Source organism: Tsukamurella tyrosinosolvens, assembly GCF_900104775.1.
GTDB classification, from domain to species: Bacteria; Actinomycetota; Actinomycetes; order Mycobacteriales; family Mycobacteriaceae; genus Tsukamurella; species Tsukamurella tyrosinosolvens.
The window spans coordinates 1,863,046-1,887,246 of the sequence record NZ_FNSA01000003.1 but is presented as its reverse complement, the minus strand read 5'-3'; the positions used below and the strand labels follow the sequence as shown (position 1 = coordinate 1,887,246).

Here is a 24,201-nt window from a genome sequence, read left to right as displayed (position 1 = left end):
CCTACTCCTCGCCCGCGGGAGCCGCCTCGGCGGCGGTCTCCTCGACGACGGGGATCAGGCTGATCTTGCCGCGCTCGTCGATGTCGGCGATCTCGACCTGCAGCTTGCTGCCGACGTTGACCACGTCCTCGACCTTGTTCACGCGCTTGCCGTTGCCCAGCTTGCTGATGTGCACCAGACCGTCGCGGCCGGGGACCAGCGAGACGAAGGCGCCGAACGCCGTGGTCTTGACCACGGTGCCCAGGAAGCGCTCGCCCACCTTCGGCAGCTGCGGGTTGGCGATGGCGTTGATCCGGTCGATCGCTGCCTGGGCCGACGGGCCGTCGGCCGCACCGACGAACACGGTGCCGTCATCCTCGATCGAGATGTTGGCGCCGGTCTCCTCGGTGATGGAGTTGATCGTCTTGCCCTTGGGTCCGATCACCTCACCGATCTTGTCGATCGGCACCTTGATGGTGGTGATCCGCGGGGCGTACGGGCTCATCTCGTCGGGGGCGTCGATCGCCTCGGCCATGACCTCGAGGATCGTGGTGCGGGCGTCCTTCGCCTGGCCCAGAGCGCCGGCCAGGACCTGCGACGGGATGCCGTCGAGCTTGGTGTCCAGCTGCAGGGCGGTGACGAAGTCGGAGGTACCGGCGACCTTGAAGTCCATGTCGCCGAAGGCGTCCTCGGCGCCGAGGATGTCGGTCAGGGCCACGTAGCGGGCCTGGCCGTCGACCTCGTCGGAGACGAGACCCATCGCGATGCCCGCGACGGGCGCCTTGAGCGGCACGCCGGCGTTGAGCAGCGACATCGTCGAGGCGCAGACCGAACCCATCGAGGTGGAGCCGTTGGAGCTCAGCGCCTCCGAGACCTGACGGATGGCGTAGGGGAACTCCTCCACCGACGGCAGCACCGGCACGAGGGCGCGCTCGGCGAGCGCGCCGTGGCCGATCTCGCGGCGCTTCGGCGAGCCGACGCGGCCGGTCTCACCGGTCGAGTACGGCGGGAAGTTGTAGTGGTGCATGTAGCGCTTGCTGGTCTCGGGGCCCAGCGAGTCGATCTGCTGCGCCATCTTCACCATGTCCAGCGTGGTGACGCCCAGGATCTGGGTCTCGCCGCGCTCGAACAGCGCGCTGCCGTGGGCGCGCGGGATCACGGCGATCTCGGCGCTGAGCGAGCGGATGTCGGTGATGCCACGGCCGTCGATGCGGAAGTGGTCGGTGAGGATGCGCTGGCGCACGAGCTTCTTGGTCAGCGAGCGGAACGCCGCGCCGATCTCGCCCTCGCGGCCCTCGAACTGCGGGCCCACGGCCTCGAGCACCTCGGCCTTGACGACGTCGGTGGCGTTGTCGCGCTCCTGCTTGCCGGCGATCGACAGCGCGTCGTTGAGCTTCGCGGCGCCCGCGGCCTCGACGGCGGCGAAGACGTCGTCCTGGTACGCCGGGAACAGCGGGAACTCGCCGGTCGGCTTGGCGGCACCGGCGGCCAGCTGCTTCTGCGCCTCGCACAGCACGGCGATGAAGGGCTTGGCGGCCTCGAGGCCCTCGGCCACGACGGCCTCAGTGGGCGCGGTGGCGCCGCCCGCGATGAGCTCGATGACGTTCTCGGTGGCCTCGGCCTCGACCATCATGATCGCGACGTCGGCATCCTTGCCGGAGCCCGAGACGATGCGGCCGGCGACGACCATGTCGAAGACGGCGCGCTCGAGCTGCTCGACGGTCGGGAAGGCGACCCACTGGCCGTCGATGAGGGCGACGCGCACGCCGCCGACGGGGCCCGAGAAGGGCAGGCCGGCGATCTGGGTCGACGCCGAGGCGGCGTTGATCGCGACCACGTCGTACAGATCCTTGGGATCGAGCGACATGACGGTCACGACGACCTGGATCTCGTTGCGGAGGCCGTCGACGAACGACGGGCGCAGCGGCCGGTCGATCAGGCGGCAGGTGAGGATCGCGTCGGTCGACGGGCGACCCTCGCGACGGAAGAACGAGCCGGGGATGCGACCCGCGGCGTACATGCGCTCCTCGACGTCGACGGTCAGCGGGAAGAAGTCGAAGTGCTCCTTCGGGTGCTTGCTGTGCGACGTGGCCGAGAGCAGCATCGTCTCGTCGTCGAGGTACGCGGCCACCGAGCCGGCGGCCTGCTGCGCGAACCGGCCGGTCTCGAACCGGATGGTGCGCGTGCCGAAGGAACCGTTGTCGATGACGGCGACCGCTTCGGTGATGTCGTCGTCGAATTCGACCTGAGTGTTGTCCGACATGAAGTGTGGGGAAGCCTTTCTTCGCGCGGTCCGTCCCCACCTGGCGGCGCGCATGCTGCGCGCGGCCGGAGTCGTTCGACATGGCGGCGGGGCGACGTGGGCGCGGTCATCGATCGAAGCCGCCGGACCCGCGCGTCGAGGACGACGGCGCTTCCGGCAACCACTACCGAGGACCACCCCGCGGGGAGTGACACCGTGACGGCGCACCGCAGAAGTCGGGAACCGGATCTACCGGCACCGACGTCGGACGGACCTGCGTCAAGGCTATCATCGGGAGTCTTTTCCACGTGAGCCGCACACGCCGTGCGCGCACCCCCGAGGAGGAATCGAGCCGTGTCGCAGACCAGCCGGGAACGGGTGCAGGAGGCGACGGCGACGTGGCTGGCGCACATGATCACGGCCGCGGGGATCGTCTCCCTGCTGAGCGTGATCATCCGGAGCGACCGGGTCCTGCCCCTGGTGGCGGACCTCCTCGGCATCGTCGGCATCCCCTCGCACCCGAGCCTGCTGCTCGTCGCGGCGCTCACCGTCCTCCTCGGCGCGCTGCGCCGGCGCCTGCGGGCCGCGCACACCGTCGCGGTGATCATGATGTCGCTGCAGGTGCTGGTGAACATCGCGACGCTCGTGATCGTCGCGACCGACCAGCTCGATCCGGACGAGATGCGGCACCTGCCGGCGTTCATCGAGGCGTACGTGTCCGTGCGCTTCTCCCTACCGGGCGCCGCGCTCACCGCCGCGATCAGCGCCGTGTGCCTCGCCTTCGTCATCGCCGCCCGTCCGCAATACCCGGCGAAGCTCGCGCGGGGCTCGCGGCGCGCGGCGATCGGGGTGCTGGTCGGCGGCTTCGTGGGCGTCTACCTGGTGGTGGTCGCGTTGGCCTTCACGTTCCCCGGCCGGGGCCCGAACCGGCTGAGCGGCACCGTCGAGATCCTCGTGTGGTCACTGCGGTCCACGTTCGGCGTCGCCGTCCCGCGGCGGATCGACGTGGCGCTCAACGGGCACTCGGGGCCGATGTGGCTGTACTCCCTCGCCGGCGTGCTGTCCGCGTCGGTGCTGATCCTCGCGCTCATGGCCTTCTGGCGGGCCGGCCGCGGGGACGAGCTGATGACCGAGCCCGAGGAGCTCGAGGTCCGGCGGCTGCTCCTCGAGTACGGCGAGGACGACTCCCTGGGCTACTTCGCCACCCGGCGCGACAAGGCGGTGATCGCCTCCCCGGACCGGCGGGCCGTCGTGACCTGCCGCGCCGTCGGACCCGTGTCGATGGCGAGCGCCGACCCCATCGGCCATCGCGACTCCTGGCCGGCGGCGGTCGCGGCGTGGATCGAGGACTGCCGGTCGCACAGCCTCTACCCCGCGGTGCTCGCGGCGAGCGCCGACGGCGCGACCGTGTACGAGGACGCCGGTCTGCGCACGCTGACCATCGGCGACGAGGCGATCATCCACGTCGACGCGTTCACCCTCAAGGGCCGCGACATGCGCGCCGTGCGGCAGGCGGTCACCCGCGTCGCCGGCGCCGGCTACACGCTCAAGGTCCGGCGGCACGGCGACCTCACCGCCACCGAGCTCGCCGAGGTGGCCGAGCTCGCCGAGCAGTGGCGCGGCGAGGAGACCGAGCGCGGGTTCTCCATGGCCCTCAACCGGATCGGCGACCCGGTGGACGGCCGCTGCGTGCTCGTCTCCGCGCACAGCGCCGACGGCGTGGTGCGGGGCCTGCTCAGTTTCGTCCCGTGGGGCACGCGCGGCCTCTCGCTGGACCTGATGCGCCGCGACCGCGACGCCGAGAACGGCCTCAACGAGTTCATGGTCGCCAAGCTCATCGAGCACTGCGGGGAGATCGGGATCCGGCGGATCTCGCTGAACTTCGCGGTCTTCCGGTCGGTCTTCTCCGAAGCGGACCGCGTGGGCGCGGGGCCGATCACCCGGATGGTCGACTCGGTGCTCAGCTTCGCGTCGAAGTTCTACCAGTTGGAGAGCCTCTACCGATCGAACGACAAGTACCGCCCCGACTGGGTTCCCCGCGTCCTCTGCTACGACCAGTCGCTGAGCGCGGTCCGCGCCGGCATCGCCGTCGGCACCGCCGAGGGCTTCCTGCCGCAGATCGGACCGAAGTTCCTGGCCGGACCGTCGATCCCGGACGAGTTCCCGCGGGACTCGGAGTTCGTCGACCGGCTGCTCGCCGAGGAGGAGCGCCTGCTCCGCCGCGAGGCGCCACCCGTGCGGCTCTCCGAGCAGCAGCGCGTGCGCCGGCGCAAACTCCAGGCCCTCGAGGACGCCGGAATGCCCGGCTACCCCCCGTCGGTCCCGCGCACCGCGTCCCTCGAAACGGTCCGGGCGCAGGCGTCCGGCCTCACGCCCGACGGCGCCTCGGGCACTGTCGTCTCCGTGACCGGACGGGTGCGGGCGGTGCGCGACTACGGCGGCGTGACCTTCGTCGACCTCCACGAGGACGGTGCCCACCTGCAGGTGATCGCGGAGCAAGACCGCACCCCGGACGATGTCCGGGCGCTGTGGCGCACCTCGATCGACATGGGCGACCTGGTGTCGGTGACCGGCGAGGTGATCCGCTCGCGCACGGGCGAGCCGTCGGTACTCCTCGCGTCGTGGGCCATGGCCGGCAAGTGCCTCTCCCCCGTCCCCAAGACGCGCGCGCGGCTCGGCGACGAGACGCGGGCGCGCAACCGGCCGCTGGAGCTCATCACCGACGACGGTGCCGTGGACCTGCTGTACCGGCGTTCCCGCGCCGTCGCCGCGATGCGGGCCGTCTTCGTGGGCCGCGACTTCACCGAGGTCGAGACGCCGATGCTGCAGTCGGTGCACGGCGGCGCCGCGGCCCGCCCGTTCACCACGCACATCAACGCCTACGACATGGGGCTGTACCTGCGCATCGCGCCGGAGCTGTACCTCAAGCGGCTGGCGGTCGGCGGGATGGGCCGGATCTTCGAGCTGAACCGCAACTTCCGCAACGAGGGCGCGGACGCGACGCACAACCCGGAGTTCACCGCGCTCGAGGCGTACGAGGCCTACGGCGACTACACGACGATGCGGACGCTCACGCGCGAGGTGATCCTCGCCGCGGCGGTCGCGGTCAACGGGAAGCCGGTCGCGGTGCGGCCCGACGGTGCCGGCGGCACGCGCGAGGTGGACCTGACGGCCGAGTGGCCCGTCGTGACGGTGCATTCCGCGGTCTCGAAGGCGGCGGGCGTCGAGTTGACGTCGGCGTCGACGCTCGAGGAGGTGTCCGAGGTCTGCGCGCGGCACCACGTGGCCGTGCCGCGCGGCGCGACCGCGGGCAAGCTCGTGATGGAGCTGTACGAGGCCCTGGTGGAGAAGCAGACCGAGTTCCCCACGTTCTACTGCGATTTCCCGATCGAGGTCTCGCCGCTGGCGCGCAGGCATCGCGACGATCCGCGGCTCACCGAGCAGTGGGACCTCGTGGGATTCGGCGCCGAGCTCGGCACCGCGTACACCGAGCTGACCGACCCGATCGACCAGCGGGAGCGGCTCACGAAGCAGTCCATGGCCGCGGCCGCGGGCGATCCGGAGGCGATGGAACTGGACGAGTCCTTCCTGGACGCGCTCTCCTACGCCATGCCGCCGACGGGTGGCCTGGGCATCGGCGTGGACCGCATCGTCATGCTGCTCGCGGGCGTGAACATCCGCGCCACCCTCGCCTTCCCCTTCGTCAAGCCGCAGGATCGCTGACGCCGCCGCGAGTCCTGCGGGCGCGCCCAGATCGTGAGACATTCGAACGATGACGAGGCGCGCAGTGGTGACGGGCGGCGGGACGGGCATCGGGCGGGCGATCGCGCACCGTCTGGCCTCCGACGGGAACGACGTCGTGATCGTGGGAAGGCGGGCGGACGTACTGGAGGAGACCGCGTCCGCGATCAACGCCGGGCTCGACGCGCGGCGCGTATCGGCCGAGGTCGCGGACCTGGCCGATCCCTCGGCCGTCGGAGCGCTCGCCGCCCGGATCGGGGCCGGCGGCGCCGTCGACGTCCTGGTGAACAACGTGGGCGGCAACCCGGCCCGCGACGGCGCGCCCGACGACCTCGCGGCGGTCGCCGATTCCTACGCGACCACGTTCCGGCTCAACGTGGTCACCGCCGTGCTGGCGACCGAGGCGCTGCGGCCGCACCTCGCCCGTCCCGGCGGCCGGATCGTCTCGATCAGCTCGATCGCGGGGCTGCGCGGGCCCGGGCCGTACGGCGCGGCGAAGGGGGCACTGCACGCCTGGTCGGCGGGGCTCGCCCTGGAACTGGCGTCCGAGGGCGTCACCGTCAACGTGGTCGCGCCCGGTTTCGTGCCGGCGACGGAGTTCTGGACGGATCGCCTCACCGCCGAGCTGCACGACAGCCGCGTCGCGCAGATCCCCGCGGGCCGCCCCGGGACCCCCGAGGAGGTCGCGGCGGCGGTCTCCTATCTCGCCGCTCCCGACGCCGGCTGGACCACCGGTCAGATCCTGCAGGTCAACGGCGGCACGCTCCTCGGCCGGGGCTGAGCCCGCTCACGATATCGAGTTCTGCGCCGTCGGAGGTGCGTCAGAACACACGCACCGCCTCAGAGGTCGACATCGTGAGGCTCCCGCCGCCGGCGGACCCCGGAAACGCCGAACGGCCCGCCCCGGAGATCCGGGAGCGGGCCGTTGACATGAAGGCTCTTAGCGACGCAGGCCGAGGCGCTCGATGAGCGCGCGGTAGCGGTTGATGTCGACCGAGGCGACGTACTTCAGCAGGCGGCGACGACGGCCGACCAGCAGCAGCAGGCCGCGGCGGCTGTGGTGATCGTGCTTGTGCTGCTTGAGGTGCTCGGTGAGGTCGGTGATGCGCTTGGTCAGCATCGCGACCTGCGCCTCGGGCGAGCCCGTGTCGGTCTCGTGCAGGCCGTACTCGGCCAGGATGCTCTTCTTCTGCTCGGTGGTCAGCGCCATGCGAGGCTCCTTGTTCCAGTATCGCGTCGTCAGAATTCCGTGCCGCCACCGCGAACCGCAGCAGGCACAAGAGGCCACATTACCAGGGGTCAGGAGATTCCCAGAATCGCGCGGGTCTTGTCGACGTCGCCACCCATGGCGTCGAGCAGCGACTCGACGGAGTCGAACCGCTCCATGCCGCGCACCCGGTCCACGAAGTCGACGGCCACGTGCTGGCCGTAGAGGTCGGCGGAGGTGTCCAGCACGAACGCCTCGACGGTGCGCGTGCGCCCCGAGAACGTCGGATTGCTGCCGACGGAGACCGCGGCCGGGTACCGCTCCCCGGGCGTCACCTGCCCCACGACGGGGCCCGCGCCGAGCACCGTGAACCACGCGGCGTAGACGCCGTCGGCGGGGATCGCCGCGAACATCGGCGGCGCGACGTTCGCGGTCGGGAAGCCCAGCTCGCGTCCGCGGCCGTCGCCGCGCACGACGACGCCCTCCACGCGGTGCGGGCGCCCGAGCGCCTCGGCGGCGGCCTTGACGTCGCCCGCGTCGACGCAGGAACGGATGTAGGTCGAGGAGTACGTCACCGAGTGTTCGGTGAGGAGCGGCACCGCGTCGACGGAGAAGCCGAACTTGTGGCCGAGCTGCGCGAGCATCTCGACGTTGCCGAGGGCGCGGTAACCGAACGTGAAGTTGTCGCCCACCACCACTGCGGCGGCGTGCAGCCGCTCGACCAACACGGAGTGCACGAAGTCCTCGGCCGGTTGCGCCATGACGGTGGCGGTGAAGGGCATCACGCAGAAGACGTCTATGCCGAGCTCCTCGGCGAGCTCGGCGCGCCGGGTCAGCGTGGTCAGTTGCGGCGGATGCGATCCGGGCCGCACCACCTCGGCGGGATGCGGATCGAACGTCATGAGGACCGCGGGGAGGCCACGTTCGTGGGCCTCCGCGGTCGCTCGTGCGATCAGTTGGGCGTGTCCGCGGTGTACACCGTCGAACACGCCGATCGTTACGACACAGCGTCCCCAGTCCGCGGGAACGTCATCGAGCCCTCGCCAGCGAAGCACGCACTCACCCTATCGGACGGCCTATGGTGGGTGCGTGCCCAAGCCTCCCCTGCCCGATTCGCCGCGCCCCGTCGGCGAGCTGTCCGCGGTCACGCAGGACTACCTCAAGCAGATCTGGACCGCCCAGGAGTGGTCCGATGTGAAGGTCACGACCAAGTCGCTCGCCGACGCGCTCGGCGTCTCCGCCTCCACCGCGTCCGAGGCCATTCGCAAGCTCGCCGACCAGGGGCTGGTCGACCACGAGAAGTACGGCGCTGTCACCCTCACCGACGACGGCCGCGCCGCGGCGACGGCGATGGTGCGCCGGCACCGGCTCCTCGAGACCTTCCTGGTCTCGGAGCTCGGCTACGGCTGGGACGAGGTGCACGACGAGGCGGAGGTCCTCGAGCACGCCGTCTCCGAGCGCTTCCTCGCGCGACTCGACGAGCGCCTCGGCTACCCCGATCGCGATCCGCACGGCGACCCGATCCCCCAGCCGGACGGCACCGTCCCCACCCCCGACGCGTGCCTGCTCTCCGAACTCGCAGCGGGGCAGTCGGGCACCGTCGCCCGAATCTCCGATTCCGACCCCGAGATGCTGCGCTACTTCCAGGAGGTCGGCATCGCGCCCGACGCGCGGATCGAGGTCGTGGAACTGCGCAAGTTCCTCGGGACCGTCGCCGTCACCGTCGACGACGGTGCGCCGCTGGACCTGGGTGACGTGGCCGCGCAGGCCATCTGGGTCAGGAGCTGACGGGCCAGGCGCCCGCGGCGATCGCGGCCACCGACTCCAGCTCCTCCACCGGGACCCCCTCGCGGGCCGCCTCGGCGAGGCCGTTGAGGGTCGCGAAGACGAACCGCGCCAACGCGAGCGCGTCGACGGCGGCGGGTAACTCGCCGGCTTCGGCGTCCCGGGCGATGCGGTCGGCCAGGCGATCGACGTTGGCGGAGCGCATCGCGACCATGTAGCCCGCGACCTCCGCGTCGGCCGTGCCGGCGTCGCCGCTCACCACGAGGCAGCCGCGCGGCAGCCCGGCGCGCGTGTACCGCCGCGGCCCCTCCGCGAGGAGGCGCAGGACCACGTCGCGCGCGGTGGACTCCTCCGCGAAGGCGAGGTCGATGAAGCCGCCGTACGTGCGGTCGTACTCGGCGACGGCCTCCTCGAAGAGGCGCCGCTTGTCCCCGAACGCGCGATAGAGGCTCGGCGCCTCGACGCCGAGCCGGTCGGTGAGATCGCGGACGGATGTGGCTTCGAAGCCCTTCTCCCAGAACAGCAACGCGGCGGCACCGAGTGCCGCGTCCCGATCGAAGGAGCGCGGTCTGCCGCGGTTCGTCGTCGCCATGACCTCATTCTATAGCGATCGCTACGCTTTGCTGCTACCTTCTTTCCGTAGCACTCACTACGGAATGGAGCGGAGCACGTGAGCGACGATCTGACAGGCAAGTACGCACTGGTCACGGGGGCGAGCCGCGGGATCGGCCGCGCGATCGCGGACGACCTCGCCGACCGCGGTGCGACGGTGGCGGTCCACTACGGAGCGGACGACGAGGCGGCGGCGCGGACTGTGCGCGCGATCGAGGACCGGGGCGGACGGGCGTTCGCGATCCGGACCGACCTCGCCGCCGTCGACGCGCCGGCGCACCTGTGGGAGCAGTACGACCGGGAGGCCCCGCGCGCCGACATCGTGGTCAACAACGCGGGGATCCTCGGCGGGCGGACGCCGTTCGCCGACGTCGAGCCGGATGCCTTCGACCAGGTCATGGCGATCAACGCCCGCGCGCCGTTCTTCGTCCTCCAGCACGCGCTCCCGCGAATCGCGGACGGCGGCCGGGTGGTGAACATCTCGACGCGGTTCACCCACGGCTCGTACAACCCCGCCCTGCTTCCCTACGCGATGTCGAAGGCGGCGATCGACGCGCTGACCTTCGCGCTCGCCAAGGAGCTGGCGCCCCGGTCGATCACGGTCAACGCCGTCGGACCCGGCGGCACGGCGACCGACATGAACGCGGCCCGGCTCGCGACGGAGGAGGGGCGTGCGGCCATGGCGGCGGATTCCCCGCTCGGACGGATCGGGCGGCCCGCCGACGTGGCCGGGATCGTCGGCTTCCTGGTCTCCGACGCGGCGGGCTGGGTCACCGGGCAGTGGATCGACGCGAGCGGCGGGTCGCTGCTGTGACGCCTCCCGCCGTCCTGGTCCTCGGCTTCGGGATCTTCGCCCAGGGGACGTCCGAGCTCATGCTCGCCGGGATCCTGCCCGACCTCGCCGCGGACCTACAGGTCTCGATCCCCCGGGCGGGCCTGTTGATCTCGGGTTTCGCGCTGGGGATGATGCTCGGCGCCCCGATCCTCGCCCTCGCGACGCTGCGCTGGCCGAAGCGGCGGGCGCTGCTCGTCTTCACCGCGATCTTCGCCGCCACCCACGTCGTCGCGGCGACGACCGACTCGTTCGCCGTCCTCCTCGCGACCAGGTTCGTGGGCGCCTTCGTCTACGCCGGCTTCTGGGCCGTGGCCGCGACGACGGCGATCGCGCTCGTACCCCAGGACCGTCGCGGGCGGGCGATGAGCATCGTCGCCGGCGGGCTCACGCTCGCGACGGTGATCGGGCTCCCCGCCGGGACCGTCCTCGGTCAACACCTCGGATGGAGGGCGACCTTCCTCGCGGTCGCGGTCGCCACCGTCGTCGCGGGAGTGGCGATCGCGACGACGGTCCCCGCGCACCTCAGCGCGACCGGCCCCGCACGCCCTCGGGACGAGGTACGAGCGCTGCGGCCCGGCCGCCTGTGGACGTCGTACGCGATCACCGCGTCATCGATCGCCGCGCTGCTCATCAGCTTCGCCTACCTCGGGGCGATGCTCCTGGAGGGCTCGCACGCCGCCCCGGGCACGGTGCCCCTCGTGCTCGCGCTCTACGGCGTGGGCGCGGTGGCGGGGATCGCCGCAGGCGGGCGCCTCGCGGACCGTCGACCCGGCTCTGTCCTGGTGGGCGGCACCACGGCCCTGACACTGGCCTCGGTGGCACTCGCCGTCGCACTTCCGCATCCGGCGGCGGCGGCCGTCGCCGCGGCGCTGCTCGGGGCGGCGGGATTCGTGACCAACCCCGCCCTGAACTCGCGGGTCTTCGCGCTCGCTCCGGGCGCGCCGACGCTGGCCCCGGCGTTCACGGTCGCGGCCTTCAACGTCGGGATCGCCGTCGGGCCGTGGCTCGGGGGAACACTTCTCGATCTCGGGGCGTCGTACCGCGCCCTCCCGCTCGCCGGCGCAGCACTGGCGGTCGTCGCCGCGGTGCTCGCGGCGCTCGACGCGGCGGCGGCCCGCGTCGCGCGACCGGACGCTTCACGCCCGGCGGAGTGCCTCACAGGTTCTTGAGCGCCTCGCGGCGGGACAGCCCGCTGAGCTCGGCCTCGTGCGCCGCGACGTAGGCGCGGACCCACTCCGGATCGGTCTTGCCGTGCTCGCGCAGCGCCCAGCCGATCGCCTTGCGCAGGAAGAACTCCGATTCGGGCAGAGCCGGCTCGATCACGTCCTGGAGGAGGACGGTGTCGAGTCGGTCCCTGCGGCCGAGCTGAGAGAGGATCGCGAGACGCCGCAGCCACAGGTCGCCGCCGCGGCTCCACGCGCGGACGACGGCCGCGGTGTCCTCGGGGTGGGCGTCGTGGAGCGCGGCGATGTGGCGAGCGGTCTCGTCGACGTGGTCCCACCAGGCCCCGGTGACGGCGATGTGCTCGTGCAGCGGGAGCAGCGCGGGGTCGCCTGTGCCGAGCCGGTAGCGCAGCAGGTTCTGGGCGGCGTACCGCTCCTCGCGGTACTCGGCGTCGTCCCACAGTGCGAGTACGGCGGCCCGGAGGTCGTCAAGGTCGGCGGGCGGGTGCTCGCGCCGGACCGCGGCGGTGATCGTGCGCACCTGCGGCGAGGGCACGCCGAGGAAGGGCATCGCGGACTTCATGTACGCCTGCATCTTCGGCGCCCGCTCGGGATCGGCGGCGGCCCGCAACTCCGCCCGGATCCCGTCGACCAGCTTCACCTCGTCATCACGCGCGCGATGCTACTCGCGAGCGCGTCGACGGCGGTGGGGATGCTGAGCACCGTCCCCCAGGTCCACGCGGCCGAGACGAGCGGGTCGTCGATGAACACCGATCGCCCCGCCCGTACGGCGGGCACGGTGCGGTAGATGGGCAGCCCCTCGATCTCGGTGCGCACCGCGGGGGTACTGCCGATGTTCCACACCAGCACGTCCTGGTCCAGTTCCGCCATGCGCTCGTCCGGGAGGTTCGTGCCGTCGTTCCCGCCGGAGCCACTGCCGGCGACCTCCGGGACCGTGAACCCGAGCTCGGTGAGCAGGCGGGACCGCGGGTCCCCCGGGGAGCGCACGAAGGTCGAACCCGGCTGGAACCGTTCGACGACGACCGCCGTCCGCCCCGCGAACTCGGGATGCGCGCCGCGCGCCTGCGCGACCTTCTCGTTCACCCCGGCGATCGCGCGGTCCGCGTCGCCGCGACGGCCGAGCGCGTCGCCCACGAGTCTCGTCGCGACGTCCCACGGAGCGGTGAACTCCTTGTGCCCCACAGGCGGGCCGACCGTGGGAGCGATGCGCGAGAGCCGCTCGTACTGTTCGGAGTTCATCTCGGTGTACAGGCCGAGGATCAGATTGGGGCGAAGCGCCGCGATCTCCTCGTACCGGTACTCGGGGGTGCCGGTGAACTTTCCCTTGTTCAGGACGGCGGGGCGCTGCTCCCCCAGCTTCGGCTGCGCCCACGGCCACGTGGCGAACTCGTAGTCGCCGTACCAGTCGGTCACACCGACGAGTGTTCCGCCGAGCGCGAGAACCGGATCCTGATCGCTGAAGCCGACCGTGACAATCCGCTGCGGGTCGTCGGGCACCGCCGTCGTGCCGCGCAGGTGGTCGACGGTGCGCGTTCCGGGCTCGGCCGCACCCCCCTCGATGCCGCACGCGGCCGCGAAGGCGGCCGCACCGATCAGGCCCGCACCGCGCAAGAGCTGACGACGGCTGGGTGGCGTAGCGACGAACATCCGAGACTCTCCTAAGGCTTGGCTAACCTAGTGAACCACAGCCGTCAGCGCACGCCACCCGTGTTCGTGCCGCGCCAGCGCAGCGGCGCCTCCTCGTACTCCTCCGCGATGTGGGCCGCCATTCCGACCGTGCGGCCGTACTGGAAGAGCACCTCCGTGGCGCGGGCCGGCAACCCCAGCGTGTGCGCGACCGCGGCGCCGGCGAGGTCGATGTTCGCCGCCCTGCCTGTCCGCGCGGCGAGTTCGGCGACGGCCCGCAGCGCCGGCGCGTCCGGGTCGTCCGCACGCATCAGGCCCAGGACGACGGTGGCGCGCGGATCCTCCCCCGTGTAGACGATGTGCCCGAATCCCGCGAGGTGCCCTCCCCACGCGGCATCGGCGATCGCCGCGTCGACGTCGCCGCCGCCGAGGACCTGCCCCAGCATCGCGTACGCAGCGGCGGGCGCGCCGCCGTGCAGCACGCCGGCCATCGCGCCGTACCCGGCCAGCAGCGCGTCGTAGAAGCCTGCCCGCGCCGAGGCGGCGACCCGCGCGGCCGTGGTCGACGCGGCCAGCCCGTTGTCGATGAGGCACGTGGCGAGCGCATCGACCCAGGGGTGGTCGAGCCGCGCCTCGGGGACGAGCCCCCCGAGGACTGGCAGGAGACCGAGCGCGCGCTCGGCGACGTGGGACCGGTCCGCCCGCACCGGGTCCCGAGCCGCGAGCAGCGCCACGGCCAGCGGAATCCGGCGCTCGAGAGCCACCGACCGCGCGAGGTCGAGGTCGACGTCGGGCGGCGCCGCGGCCGCACCGGTCTCCAGCGCGAACCGGGCGGCGGCCGCGAAGTCCATGCTCGCGCAGACCTCGGCGATCGGTCGCCCGCGCAGGTACAACGCGTCGCCGCGGAGCGCGGAGACGCGGGTCGTCACGGCGCGGAAGCGGAGCAGCCGGTCCGCCTCCCGCCGACCGTCGTGTTTGACCGCAGCGAGCGAGTCGACCTCAGTGCGGTCGAACAGCGATTCCGCCTGCCCCGGCATGCGCCGCGAATGCAGCACGCCGCGGCTGACGTAGGAGTACAGCGTGCCGCGTTTGACCCCCAGCCGCTCGGCCGCCTCCGAGGTCGTGATCCACCGGTCCACGGGTTGATTGAATCAACATTGCAAGTATTGATCAACATCGCCCACACTCGTGCCATGACCACACCGCTCATCGCCCCGGCGGGGCTCAAGAACGTCATCGTCACCGACACCGCGATCGGCGATGTCCGCGGCGAGGAGGGCTACTTCCACTACCGCGGCCACGACGCCACGCGCCTCGCGGCGGAGGTTTCGTTCGAGGACGCGTGGCACCTCGTCCTGTACGGCGCGCTGCCCGGGCCGTCCGACGGTGCCGCGTTCACGCACCGCGTCGGCGAGCTCCGCCCGCTCCCGGGCGGCGTACTCGACCTGCTGCGGGCCGTCGTCGGTCCCGATACCGAGCCGATGCACGCGCTGCGCGTGGCGCTCGCCGCACTCGGCCTGGGCGACCGTCCCCTCATGGACCTGCCGGAGGACGAGCGGACCGAGGCCGCGCTGCGGTACGCCGCGGTGACGCCGACGATCCTGGCGGCGGCGCACCGTCTGGCGCGGGGCGAGGCGCCCCTCGAGGCGGACCCGGGCGCCGGACACGCCGCCGACTACCTGAGGATGGCGACCGGCAACACCGATGCGGACGCCGCGGCCGCGCTGCAGACCTACCTCGTCGCGACCATCGACCACGGCTTCAACGCCTCGACCTTCGCCGGCCGGGTGATCGCCTCGACCGGGTCGGACATGGCCTCGTGCCTGCTCGGCGCCCTGGGCGCCTTCCTCGGGCCACTGCACGGCGGGGCGCCCAGCCGTGCCCTGGCCGCGCTCGACGAGATCGGCGACCCGGCGAACACCCGGGACTGGGTGCGCGGGAAGATCGCCCGCGACGAGAAGATCATGGGCTTCGGCCACGCGGTGTACCGCACGCACGATCCCCGGTCGGAGCTGCTCAAGCAGGTCGTGACCAGGTTCGACTCCCCACTGGTGCGGCAGGCGCGCGCGGTCGAGGCCGAGATCGAGGCGGGCATCAACGAGCTGAAGCCGGGTCGGCGGCTGTACGCCAACGTCGAATTCTACGCCGGCGTGCTCATGAGCGAGGTCGGGCTGCCGCCGTCGATGTTCACGCCGACCTTCGGCGTCGCGCGCGTGGTCGGCTGGACCGTGAACGTGCTGGAACAGGTCCGGCAGGGCAAGATCATCCGCCCCTCCGCGCGTTACACCGGTACTTTGCAGTAGCATAATTCCTGTGAACACACAGTCACACGCAGGCCGCGTTCGGATCGCTGAACACGTCGTCGAACTCCGCTCCCTCAGGCTGTCCGACGGCGCGTCATGGCGCAAGACGAATCTCGATTACGAACAGCGGCTGCAGGACGCCTTCCATGAGCCAGGCGTCTCCTGGGATGAAAAGCACTCCACAGCCGCTTGGGCGGAACAGTGGTGGACGGCTCGCAACGCGGAGAACCCCTTGATCTCACGCGTACTCACCGTCGATGACGAGAGCGGGCCGAGGGTCGTCGGACAACAGTCGGTCACCGGGCCCGATCCGCGCTCCGGCCACGCCGAGACGCTCACGTGGGTCGCGGGGCTCCCCCAGTCGAAGGCGGTCACCTACTGGATGTCCGCAGTGGATGTCCTGGACACGTTCGAGCAGTTCCCCCGAGTCTCGGCGATGCTCGCCGTGCAGCCCGTGGAGAATCGCGGCTCGCTGGCGCTCGCCACATCGCTGGGCTTCACCTACTTGCAGACCGCGCGATCGCTCCGCGACTATGCGGGCACACCCACCGACCACACCATTTACGTTCTGCATAACACCGCCGAATCCCGACGTGAGCTGCAGAAGGCGATCGACTCGGTCGCCCCGCAAGAGCTACCACGGAGTCGGGCGGCACTGCCTCCGGCGCACGCCGCGGTCGACCTGGCGCGGATCACGGTGCGACGCATCCGCGCGAAACGCGCTGCTCGAGCGGTACCCGCGACCAGGTCGCTCCCTGCACGGGCCCTGTCCGACGACGGGCTGGACATCGTATTCGGGGATCCGCATGACGGGCGCTACCCCGTGACCGTGGACGGCGTGCCGATGGGCGCACTGCAAGTGACCGGCGACGCGGGGAGCTCGACGACTACGATCATCGACTGGATGCGCAGGGACACCCCGCCCGCGATTGCGACTGACGTCCTGGTCGCGGCCTGCCGAGCTGCGGCGGAACGTCAGGACACCCGGCGCCTCACGGTGGCGCTCGCCGAGCGCCACACCGGCGCCCACGACCCTCTCATCGCCATCGGATTCTTCTCCGAGGGAGCGACACTGCCCACCCTCGGGGACGAGGGCTCGCCGCGAGAGTCCTGGACGCGCCTTCGCAACGACACCTAGCCGGGCGTCCAAGTGCTCCGAAGATCGATCTCGGCTACGTCGCGATCCGGCATGCCCACTGGTGAGATATTGCAGTAGCATACCCTGGTGAACACGCGGTCGCCCGCCATTCGTCGGCGAATCGGAGGGCACGCGGTCGAACTCCGGGCGCCTCGGCTCTCGGACGCCGACTCGTGGCGCAGCACGAGCCTTGAGCACGAGCTTCGCCTGCGGCCCGCTCTGGGAAGGCCGGGAACGGACTGGAGTACCCAGCACTCGAGCGTCGCATGGGCGGAGACCTGGTGGCGTGCGCACACCGCCCCGTCCATCGTCGACTCACGGATCGTGATCGTCGACGACGCGTCGGGCGAGCGCGTGGCCGGCCAGGCGGAACACCACGGCCCCGATCGGCGTACCGGACACCTGGAAACGTCCATCTGGCTGGCAGGGGTGCACGAATCCAGGCCGATCGCCATCTGGGTCGTGGCGACGACCATGCTCGACGTGTTCCGCGCGTACCCCGAGGTGCCACGGATCGTCGCCCCGGTCGCGGTGAGGAACGGGCGCGCCATCGCACTACTCGAATCCCTCGGGTCCCGCCGAACGCAGACCCTCCGGCTGCTCCGCGAGTACGACGAAGAACCCGCCGATCACTTTCTCTATGCGATGGAGAACACCGAGGCGGACCAGGCGGTCCTGGAGCAGAACGTGGACGCCGTCGGCGCACTCCCCCTACCGCCGCACCGCACTGCGGCGGTACCGTCGCTCGGCGCGGCGCTCGGAGCGGCCCGGCTCGGCGTGCGGCACGCCCGCGCACTACCCGCGAGGTCGACAAGAACTCGGCCGCTGCCTGCGGTCGTCCGCACGACCGACGGTCTCTCCGTCGGGTTCGAGGCGGTCGACGCAGACCGGTTCAGGGCGCGCGTCGACGGTGCCGTCGTCGGCGCGGTGCAGCTGACGGTCGACCTGGGCTCCTCGACCACTGAGGTCATCGACCGGCTCTCGCACGAGACCGCCGCGGTGGCGGGCGGCGCCGTCGTCGTCGCGGCGTGCCGCGCAGCATCCGAGCGCCAGGGCACGCGACGACTCACCGTCGCGCTCGCCGACCGCCACGCGTTCGCCGCCGACGCACTGGCGGCACTCGGGTTCGTCTCAGAAGGTGCGACGATGCCCACCCTGGGCGACGAGTCCACGCCACGCGAGTCGTGGACCCGCCTGCGCCGGTAGCCGATCCACCGAATCAAGCCGAGGGGCGCACCACGAAGACCGAACTCGCACGCTTGCCCGACTCCTGGAGCAGTGCGAAGGCGCGGCCGTCCGCGGTCACCGCGGCGTAGACGCCGGGAAGGCCGATCGGATCGAGCCACCGGCCCAGGGAGAGGTCGGAGGCCTGCTCGGCCGTGATCTCCCGGGTGGCGAAGCCCGCGGCGATCGCCTCGTCGATGCCGTACGAGAGGCGCGGCGTCTCGAAGAGGTCGTCGAGGGTGATCGCGTGGTCGAGCCCGTAGGGGCCGACGCGGGTGCGGCGCAGCGCGGTCAGGTGCCCGCCCACGCCGAGGGCGGCGCCCAGGTCGCGGGCCAGCGCGCGCACGTACGTCCCGGAGGAACACTCGACGGTCACGTCGACGTCGAGGAACGCGCCCTCGCGGCGGAAGGCGTGCGCCGCGAACTCGTCGACGGTGACCGGCCGCGCCGTGAGCTGCACGTCCGCGCCCTCGCGGACGAGCTGATGGGCCCGCTTACCGTCGACCTTGATGGCGCTCACGCTGCTCGGGACCTGCTCGATGTCGCCCGTCAGCGGCACCATCGCGGCGCGGACCGCGTCCTCGTCCAGGCCCCCGGCGGGGGCGCCGCCGGTGGTCTCCCCCTCGGCGTCGTCCGTCGACGTCGAGGCGCCCAACCGGACGGTGGCCGAATAGGCCTTGGTGGTGAGGGCGAGGTGACCCAGCAGCTTCGTGGCGCGCTCGATGCCGATCACGAGCACGCCCGTCGCCATCGGGTCGAGCGTGCCGGCGTGGCCGACCTTGCGGGTGCCCATCGCGCGCCGACAGCGCGCGACGACGTCGTGGCTGGTCAGGCCGGCGGGCTTGTCGACGATGACGAGCCCGGCACCGTCGGGTTCGAGGAAGCCTCTCTCCGTGGTCATCTCACACCACCGCGATCGAGGTGACGATGAGGCCGTCGGTGATCCGCCACCGGCCGTCGAAGGCGACGACCGGCGGTCCGCCGTCGGTGGTCCGCCCGTCGATGAGGATGCGGGAGCGGAAGGTGCCCTCCGCGGCGTCGTCGGTGCGCTCGGCGAGGTCGAAGGTGATCTCCGCGTCCTCGAAGCCGAGCCACCGCCCGGTGATCGGGTTCCACGCCTTGTACGTGGCCTCCTTCGCGCAGAACAGGAGGCGATCCCAGTGCAGACCGTCGTCGGGGCGCGCAGCGAGCACGTCCCGTTCGGACTCCACGGACACCGTCGGCAGCACCTTGTCCGGCAGGGCGAGGTGCGGCTCGGCGTCGATACCTATGGTGCGCACGCCCATCCGGTAGCCGACCACCGCGCCGCGGTAGCCCTCGCAGTGGGTGAGGGCGCCGACGACGTTGCGCGGCCAGTCCACGCCGCCGCCCTCGCCCTTGACGAGCACCGCGTCACCGATACCCAACTCGCCCAGCGCCTCCCGGGCGAGGTGACGCACCGTCGCGTACTCGGCCTGCCGCTTGGGCACGGCCTTCGCGATCTGTGCCGCCTCCCGCGGGTGCAGGGGCGCGTCGACGTCGGCCTGCGCCTCCCGCGCGACCACGCCCCGCGGCAGCATCGACTGCAGGATCATTTCTCCCCCTCTTCTTCGCGCTCCGCCCGGCCGGACTCCCGCGCCGCCCGACGCTCGGCGATCCGCTCCCGCGCGGCGACGCGGCGGTCGCTCAGGCGCTCCTGGGCCGCTGCGCGCTCGGCGGCGAACTTCTCCGGGTCGTCCCGGTACTTCGGGTCCACCTCGAAATGCACGCCGTAATGCCCCAGCGACTCCTCCGTGTAGTCCGGCGCGGGCAGGATCCGCCGCAGAAGCGGCTCGGGCAGGCCGCGCTGCTGCCACTCCCGCGGATACCCGACCGAGACCTCCTCGAACCGCACCCCGTCGTACCAGGTCGTGCGCGGGATGTGCAGATGCCCGTACACGACCGCCTCGGCGTTGTAACGCACGTGCCAATCGCGGGTTTCGACGGTGCCGCACCACAACGCGAAATCGGGGTAGAACAGCACCTCGGTGGGCTCGCGGCGCAGCGGCCAGTGGTTCACGAGCACGGTCCGCGTGCCGGCGGGCAGCGCGGCGAGCCGGCGGCGGGTGTAGTCCAGTCGGGCCCGGCACCAGGCGTCGCGGGTGGCGTACGGCTCGGGCGAGAGCAGGAACTCGTCGGTGGCGACGACGCTCTTCTCCTTCGCGCGGGCCAGGGCCTGGAGCGTGGTCAGGCCCTCGTCGCGGAAGGTGTAGTCGTAGAGCAGGAACATCGGGACGATCGTCACCGGCCCCGATTCCGGGTCCTCGAAGACCGGGAACGGGTCCTCCGGGGTGAGCACCCCGTGGTGCCGGCAGATCTCCACCAGGTGGTCGTACCGGGCCTCGCCGAAGACCTGCATCGGGTCCTTCGACGTCGTGTAGAGCTCGTGGTTGCCGGGTACCCAGATCACCGTCGCGAACCTGGGCGCGAGGGCCGTGAGCACCTCGTCGAGCTGGTCGGTGCGCTCACAGAGGTCGCCGGCCAGGATCAGCCAATCGTCGGGCGACTCGGGCCACACCGTGTCGACGACGCCCTCGTTGCCTCGGTGCCCGACGTGCAGGTCACTGATCGCCCAGAGCTTCGCCACCCCTCCACGCTACCGGGTGCCGAGCGGCCCACGACGCTCACAGGGCAATAACAAAGGCAAGCCTAACCGAATGCTATGTTTCCCGCATGACGATCGCACCCCGCCCGAACCGCCGCCGATTCCTCGCCGCAGTCATCGCCACGGCGAGCGCCGCCGTGCTGGTGGCGTGCGGGTCGACCACCACCGACGCCGCCGCCCCGGACACGCGGGTCGTGCAGCACGCCATGGGCGAGTCGACGGTCCCCGTCGCGCCGAAGCGGGTCGTGGTCATCGATTCGCCGCACCTGGACGCCCTCGTGGCGCTCGGCATCACCCCCGTCGGGGCGACCGTCTCCGCCGCGAACGACGGCTTCCCCGGGTACCTCCGCGATCAGCTCGGCGGCACGACCTCGGTGGGATCGACGACCTCCCCGAACGTCGAGGCGATCGCCGCGCTGCGCCCCGACCTCATCATCGGGTCCAAGGTGCGCCACGAGAAGCTGTACGCCCAGTTGTCCGGGATCGCGCCCACGGTCTTCTCCGAGGATTCCGGCACCAATTGGAAGGAACAGGCGACCGTCACCGCGGCCGCCGTGAACCGGACCGACGAGATGGCCGCCAAGCTCGCGGCTCTCGACGCCCGCGCCGTGGCCGTGGGCAAGCAGGTCGGCGCGCCCGGCACCACGCTGTCCATCGTGCGGTTCCGCGCCACGGCCTTCCGTCTCTACGGGCCCGAGACCTTCTCGGGCAGCGTGATCACCGCGATGGGCTTCACCATCCCGCAGAAGGCCTGGAACGAGCACTCCATGGTCGAACTCTCGCCCGAGCGCTTCGACGAGATCAACGGCGACACCGTCTTCCACACCCGCGGAGCCGGCGCCGATCCGACCGCCGCGACCGTGACCACCCGCTGGGGCGCACTTCCCGCCGTCGCCGCCGGCCGGGCGTTCGCCGTCGAGGACGAGACGTGGATGGTCGGCATCGGCGTCCTCGGCGCCGGCCGCATCATCGACGACGTGCAGCGGCTCGTGAAGCCCGTAGCACGACCCTGACCCCCGGCGGCCCTCCGCCCGACGGAGGGCGGTCCGCGCGGACCGGCCTCCCCCACGCCCACCGCTCAGTAGTCTCGGACGCGATGAACGCCACGACCGACGCCCGCCTCGCGCCCTACCCGCGGAAACCACCCGTCCTCTGGACCGACTGGGCCATGGTCGCCCTGGCCTTCGTCTCGGTCGGGCTCATCGTGTGGATCACGTTCTTCGACGTCTCGCCCACGACCCTGCGCACCGTGCTGATCGTCGACGCGGTGATCTGTGCGATCTTCGCCGCCGAGTTCCTGTGGCGCTGGCGCCAGGTGGGCTGGCACCGGCGCTTCCTCCTGGTGAACTGGTACGAGATCCTCGGCATGATCCCGGCCGTCGTCGTGACCTCGCCCATCCCCCGCGCGTTCCGGATCATCCGCATTGCAGTGGCCCTGGCCCGTCTGGCCCGCGCCATCGACCGGGTCTACGGCGACCGGATCACCGCGGCCGTCGTCAACCGCGCCACCGACACCGTCGTCGACGCGGTCAAGCGCCCGATCACCGTGGCCGTCCTCGACGAGGTCGCCGAGGTGCTCAAGTCGGGCCACTACACGAAGAACATCGCCGCGGCGCTCGAGGAGAACAAGCCGGAGATGAGCGGCATGATCCTCGAGACCATCAAGAACGACCCGCAGACCAAGCGGGTCAAGTACATCCCCTTCCACGACGACATCATCCAGCTCATCGTCGACACCACCTTCCGGATGGTGCTGCAGGTGCTGGCCGACGAGCGGACCGACGAGCTGGTCGCGGACATGCTGCGCGAGAACATCGACCAGATCCGCGACTCGGTCAAGCGCAAGGAGGACGCGGAGTCGAGGGCGACGCCGGGCAACACGGCCGTCACACGCCGCCCGTCCCCGTAACCGACCCGTTACGGCGCAGTCACCCCCGCCGAACCCCGCGGCAGCACGATTTCCCCAACCCCGCACCGGGCGGTGCGGGCCGGAAGGGACAACCGTGACCGCACTGCAACCCGCGGAGGCCGACGGCGCACCGTCGACCGCGCTCCGCGACGCCGCCGCGCGCGAGACGCTCGAGGACTACACGCTGCGGTTCGCGCCGCGCAGCTACCGCAAGTGGGGCCCCGCCGTGGTCGCCACGTCGGCCCTCGGCGGTTTCGCCTACCTGGCCGACTTCGCGATCGGCGCGAACATCGGCATCGCGAACGGCACCGGCAACGCGCTGTGGGGCATCGGCTTCTTCGCGCTGGTCATCGTGCTCACCGGATACCCGCTGGCGTACTACGCCGCGCGGTACAACATCGATCTCGATCTCATCACGCGCGGCAGCGGCTTCGGCTACTACGGTTCGGTGCTCACGAACGTGATCTTCGCGTCGTTCACGTTCATCTTCTTCGCCCTCGAGGGCTCGATCATGGCGCAGGGCCTCGAACTCGGCCTGGGCATCCCGCTCTGGCTGGGGTACCTGCTCTCCTCGGTGCTCATCATCCCGCTGGTGATCTACGGCATGAACACCCTCGCGAAGCTGCAGGTGTGGACCACCCCGCTGTGGCTCGTGATGATGGTGCTGCCGTTCGGCTACCTGCTGTTCAAGCATCCCGAGGCCATCGGCGACTTCTTCGCCTTCGGCGGCATCGACACCGCCACCGGCGAGCCCCTCCACAAGGGAGTCAGCTTCGCCGGCACCATGCTCGCCGCCGGCGTGTGCCTCTCGCTTATCGCGCAGATCGCCGAGCAGATCGACTACCTGCGCTTCATGCCGCCCAAGACGCCCGAGAACTCGCGCCGCTGGTGGACCGCCGTCATCACCGCGGGTCCCGGCTGGGTCTTCTTCGGTGCCATCAAGCAGATCGTCGGCCTCTTCCTGGCCGTCTACCTGATCGGGATCACCATCGACAACGCCGGCATCGCCAACCAGCCGGTGCACCAGTTCGTGGAGATCTACCAGGACTTCCTGCCGCACTGGCTCGCGCTCACCCTCGCGGTGATCCTCGTGGTGATCAGCCAGATCAAGATCAACGTGACCAACGCCTACTCGGGCTCGCTCGCGTGGACCAACAGCTTCACCCGGGTCACGAAGACCTACCCCGGCCGACTCGTGTTCCTGGTGTTCAACGTGGTGATCGCGATCGTGCTCATGGAGGCCGACATGTTCAGCTTCCTCAACAACCTGCTGAACTTCTACGCGAACTGCGGCATCGCGTGGATCGTGGCCGTCGCCAGCGACATCGCGATCAACAAGTACCTGCTGAAGATCTCGCCGAAGGTCCCGGAGTTCCGCCGCGGCATGCTCTACGACGTCAACCCCGTCGGTTTCGTCTCGGTGATCGTGGCGGCCGGTCTCTCCATAGCCGCGTTCTTCGGGCTCCTCGGCTCGGGCCTGCAGCCCTACTCGCCGCTCGTCGCCCTGGTCCTCGCCCTCGTGCTGCCGCCGGTCCTCGCCGTCGCCACGCGGGGCAAGTACTACCTGCGGCGCGGCGACGACGGGATCGACCTGCCGATGTTCGACGAGTACGGCAACCCGTCGGGCGAGAAGCTCCTGTGCTGCGTGACCGGAGTGGAGTTCGAGCGGCCCGACATGGTGGCCTCCGCGGTGCCCGGCCCCGACGGCGAGAAGCAGTACATCAGCTCGCTGGCCCTCTCGACGGACAAGACGGGCGCGCACGTACTCCCCGCCGACCCGCCGGTGACGTAAG

At 71.2% G+C, this 24,201-nt stretch carries 21 protein-coding genes; 11 read left to right on the top strand and 10 right to left on the bottom strand.

The genetic code is table 11. The features are described 5' to 3' along the window. Position 1 precedes the first annotated feature (1 nt). Positions 2–2,242 carry a polyribonucleotide nucleotidyltransferase gene (locus BLW32_RS10540; RefSeq protein ID WP_068742190.1) on the bottom strand — a complete coding sequence of 747 codons (2,241 nt, stop codon included), beginning with the start codon at positions 2,240–2,242 and terminating at the stop codon, positions 2–4. A gap of 333 nt (positions 2,243–2,575) precedes the next feature. Here BLW32_RS10540 and lysX point away from each other — a divergent pair, with 333 nt between their 5' ends. Next, the gene (lysX, locus tag BLW32_RS10535; protein ID WP_068742191.1) at positions 2,576–5,944 is read left to right on the top strand and encodes a bifunctional lysylphosphatidylglycerol synthetase/lysine--tRNA ligase LysX; all 3,369 of its coding nucleotides are present in this window, start codon (positions 2,576–2,578) and stop codon (positions 5,942–5,944) included. A 49-nt stretch (positions 5,945–5,993) separates the two neighbouring features. Beyond that, a complete protein-coding gene (locus BLW32_RS10530; protein WP_068742192.1) occupies positions 5,994–6,743 on the top strand; it encodes an SDR family NAD(P)-dependent oxidoreductase in 750 nt (249 codons plus the stop codon). Between the two features lie 159 nt (positions 6,744–6,902). Here BLW32_RS10530 and rpsO read toward each other — a convergent pair whose 3' ends face one another. Together rpsO and BLW32_RS10520 are read right to left on the bottom strand one after the other, a co-directional pair. Beyond that, positions 6,903–7,172 carry a 30S ribosomal protein S15 gene (gene rpsO, locus BLW32_RS10525; protein WP_068524984.1) on the bottom strand — a complete coding sequence of 90 codons (270 nt, stop codon included), beginning with the start codon at positions 7,170–7,172 and terminating at the stop codon, positions 6,903–6,905. Positions 7,173–7,261: 89 nt separating this feature from the next. Next, positions 7,262–8,224, bottom strand: a complete 963-nt coding sequence (locus BLW32_RS10520) for a bifunctional riboflavin kinase/FAD synthetase (protein WP_068524983.1) — start codon at positions 8,222–8,224, stop codon at positions 7,262–7,264. Positions 8,225–8,258: 34 nt separating this feature from the next. Here BLW32_RS10520 and BLW32_RS10515 point away from each other — a divergent pair, with 34 nt between their 5' ends. Beyond that, on the top strand, positions 8,259–8,957 hold the full coding sequence (locus BLW32_RS10515; RefSeq protein WP_082791466.1) for a metal-dependent transcriptional regulator: 699 nt from the start codon (positions 8,259–8,261) through the stop codon (positions 8,955–8,957). On the opposite strand, the gene BLW32_RS10510 is transcribed toward BLW32_RS10515, so the two are convergent. Continuing rightward, positions 8,947–9,546, bottom strand: coding sequence for a TetR/AcrR family transcriptional regulator (locus BLW32_RS10510; RefSeq protein WP_068742193.1), 600 nt, complete (start codon positions 9,544–9,546; stop codon positions 8,947–8,949). The two genes, BLW32_RS10515 and BLW32_RS10510, sit on opposite strands and share 11 nt — an antisense overlap. A 78-nt stretch (positions 9,547–9,624) precedes the next feature. On the opposite strand from BLW32_RS10510, the gene BLW32_RS10505 reads away from it, so the two are divergent. Then, entirely contained in the window at positions 9,625–10,380 is a 756-nt protein-coding gene (locus tag BLW32_RS10505; RefSeq protein WP_068742194.1) for an SDR family NAD(P)-dependent oxidoreductase, read from the top strand. After that, on the top strand, positions 10,377–11,570 hold the full coding sequence (locus BLW32_RS10500; RefSeq protein ID WP_082791467.1) for a Cmx/CmrA family chloramphenicol efflux MFS transporter: 1,194 nt from the start codon (positions 10,377–10,379) through the stop codon (positions 11,568–11,570). Before BLW32_RS10505 ends, BLW32_RS10500 begins: the two co-directional genes overlap by 4 nt. Here BLW32_RS10500 and BLW32_RS10495 read toward each other — a convergent pair. Genes BLW32_RS10495 through BLW32_RS10485 form a run of 3 tightly spaced genes read right to left on the bottom strand, consistent with a single transcriptional unit; the run spans position 11,557 to position 14,350 of the window. Then, positions 11,557–12,225, bottom strand: coding sequence for a DNA alkylation repair protein (locus BLW32_RS10495; protein WP_068742195.1), 669 nt, complete (start codon positions 12,223–12,225; stop codon positions 11,557–11,559). The two genes, BLW32_RS10500 and BLW32_RS10495, sit on opposite strands and share 14 nt — an antisense overlap. Further along, complete coding sequence (locus BLW32_RS10490) at positions 12,222–13,232, bottom strand: iron-siderophore ABC transporter substrate-binding protein (RefSeq protein ID WP_068742196.1); 1,011 nt, start codon at positions 13,230–13,232, stop codon at positions 12,222–12,224. The genes BLW32_RS10495 and BLW32_RS10490 overlap by 4 nt, the downstream gene beginning before the upstream one ends. A 44-nt stretch (positions 13,233–13,276) precedes the next feature. After that, the gene (locus BLW32_RS10485; RefSeq protein ID WP_068742197.1) at positions 13,277–14,350 is read right to left on the bottom strand and encodes a citrate synthase; all 1,074 of its coding nucleotides are present in this window, start codon (positions 14,348–14,350) and stop codon (positions 13,277–13,279) included. A 54-nt stretch (positions 14,351–14,404) separates the two neighbouring features. Between BLW32_RS10485 and BLW32_RS10480 the strand changes: the two genes are divergently transcribed. The 3 genes from BLW32_RS10480 to BLW32_RS10470 all read left to right on the top strand — a co-directional run bounded on the left by BLW32_RS10480 (position 14,405) and on the right by BLW32_RS10470 (position 17,858). Continuing rightward, complete coding sequence (locus tag BLW32_RS10480) at positions 14,405–15,514, top strand: citrate/2-methylcitrate synthase (protein ID WP_068742198.1); 1,110 nt, start codon at positions 14,405–14,407, stop codon at positions 15,512–15,514. Positions 15,515–15,524: 10 nt separating this feature from the next. Next, positions 15,525–16,652, top strand: a complete 1,128-nt coding sequence (locus tag BLW32_RS10475) for a GNAT family N-acetyltransferase (protein ID WP_068742199.1) — start codon at positions 15,525–15,527, stop codon at positions 16,650–16,652. Positions 16,653–16,739: 87 nt separating this feature from the next. Further along, complete coding sequence (locus tag BLW32_RS10470; protein WP_074850511.1) at positions 16,740–17,858, top strand: GNAT family N-acetyltransferase; 1,119 nt, start codon at positions 16,740–16,742, stop codon at positions 17,856–17,858. Between the two features lie 13 nt (positions 17,859–17,871). On the opposite strand, the gene truB is transcribed toward BLW32_RS10470, so the two are convergent. From truB to BLW32_RS10455, 3 genes are read right to left on the bottom strand one after another with little or no spacing between them, the layout of a single operon-like run. Next, positions 17,872–18,777 carry a tRNA pseudouridine(55) synthase TruB gene (gene truB / locus BLW32_RS10465; RefSeq protein ID WP_068742201.1) on the bottom strand — a complete coding sequence of 302 codons (906 nt, stop codon included), beginning with the start codon at positions 18,775–18,777 and terminating at the stop codon, positions 17,872–17,874. A 1-nt stretch (position 18,778) separates the two neighbouring features. After that, positions 18,779–19,447: a 4'-phosphopantetheinyl transferase family protein gene (locus tag BLW32_RS10460; protein ID WP_068742342.1), complete on the bottom strand. Its 669-nt coding sequence runs from the start codon at positions 19,445–19,447 to the stop codon at positions 18,779–18,781. Continuing rightward, positions 19,447–20,481, bottom strand: a complete 1,035-nt coding sequence (locus BLW32_RS10455) for a metallophosphoesterase family protein (protein WP_068742202.1) — start codon at positions 20,479–20,481, stop codon at positions 19,447–19,449. Before BLW32_RS10455 ends, BLW32_RS10460 begins: the two co-directional genes overlap by 1 nt. Before the next feature lie 86 nt (positions 20,482–20,567). Here BLW32_RS10455 and BLW32_RS10450 point away from each other — a divergent pair, with 86 nt between their 5' ends. From BLW32_RS10450 to BLW32_RS10440, 3 genes are all read left to right on the top strand, one after another. Then, positions 20,568–21,512, top strand: coding sequence for an ABC transporter substrate-binding protein (locus BLW32_RS10450; RefSeq protein WP_068742203.1), 945 nt, complete (start codon positions 20,568–20,570; stop codon positions 21,510–21,512). 83 nt (positions 21,513–21,595) lie between these two features. Further along, the gene (locus BLW32_RS10445) at positions 21,596–22,408 is read left to right on the top strand and encodes a hypothetical protein (protein WP_068742204.1); all 813 of its coding nucleotides are present in this window, start codon (positions 21,596–21,598) and stop codon (positions 22,406–22,408) included. A gap of 94 nt (positions 22,409–22,502) precedes the next feature. Next, a complete protein-coding gene (locus tag BLW32_RS10440) occupies positions 22,503–24,200 on the top strand; it encodes a purine-cytosine permease family protein (protein ID WP_068742205.1) in 1,698 nt (565 codons plus the stop codon). Position 24,201 lies beyond the last annotated feature (1 nt).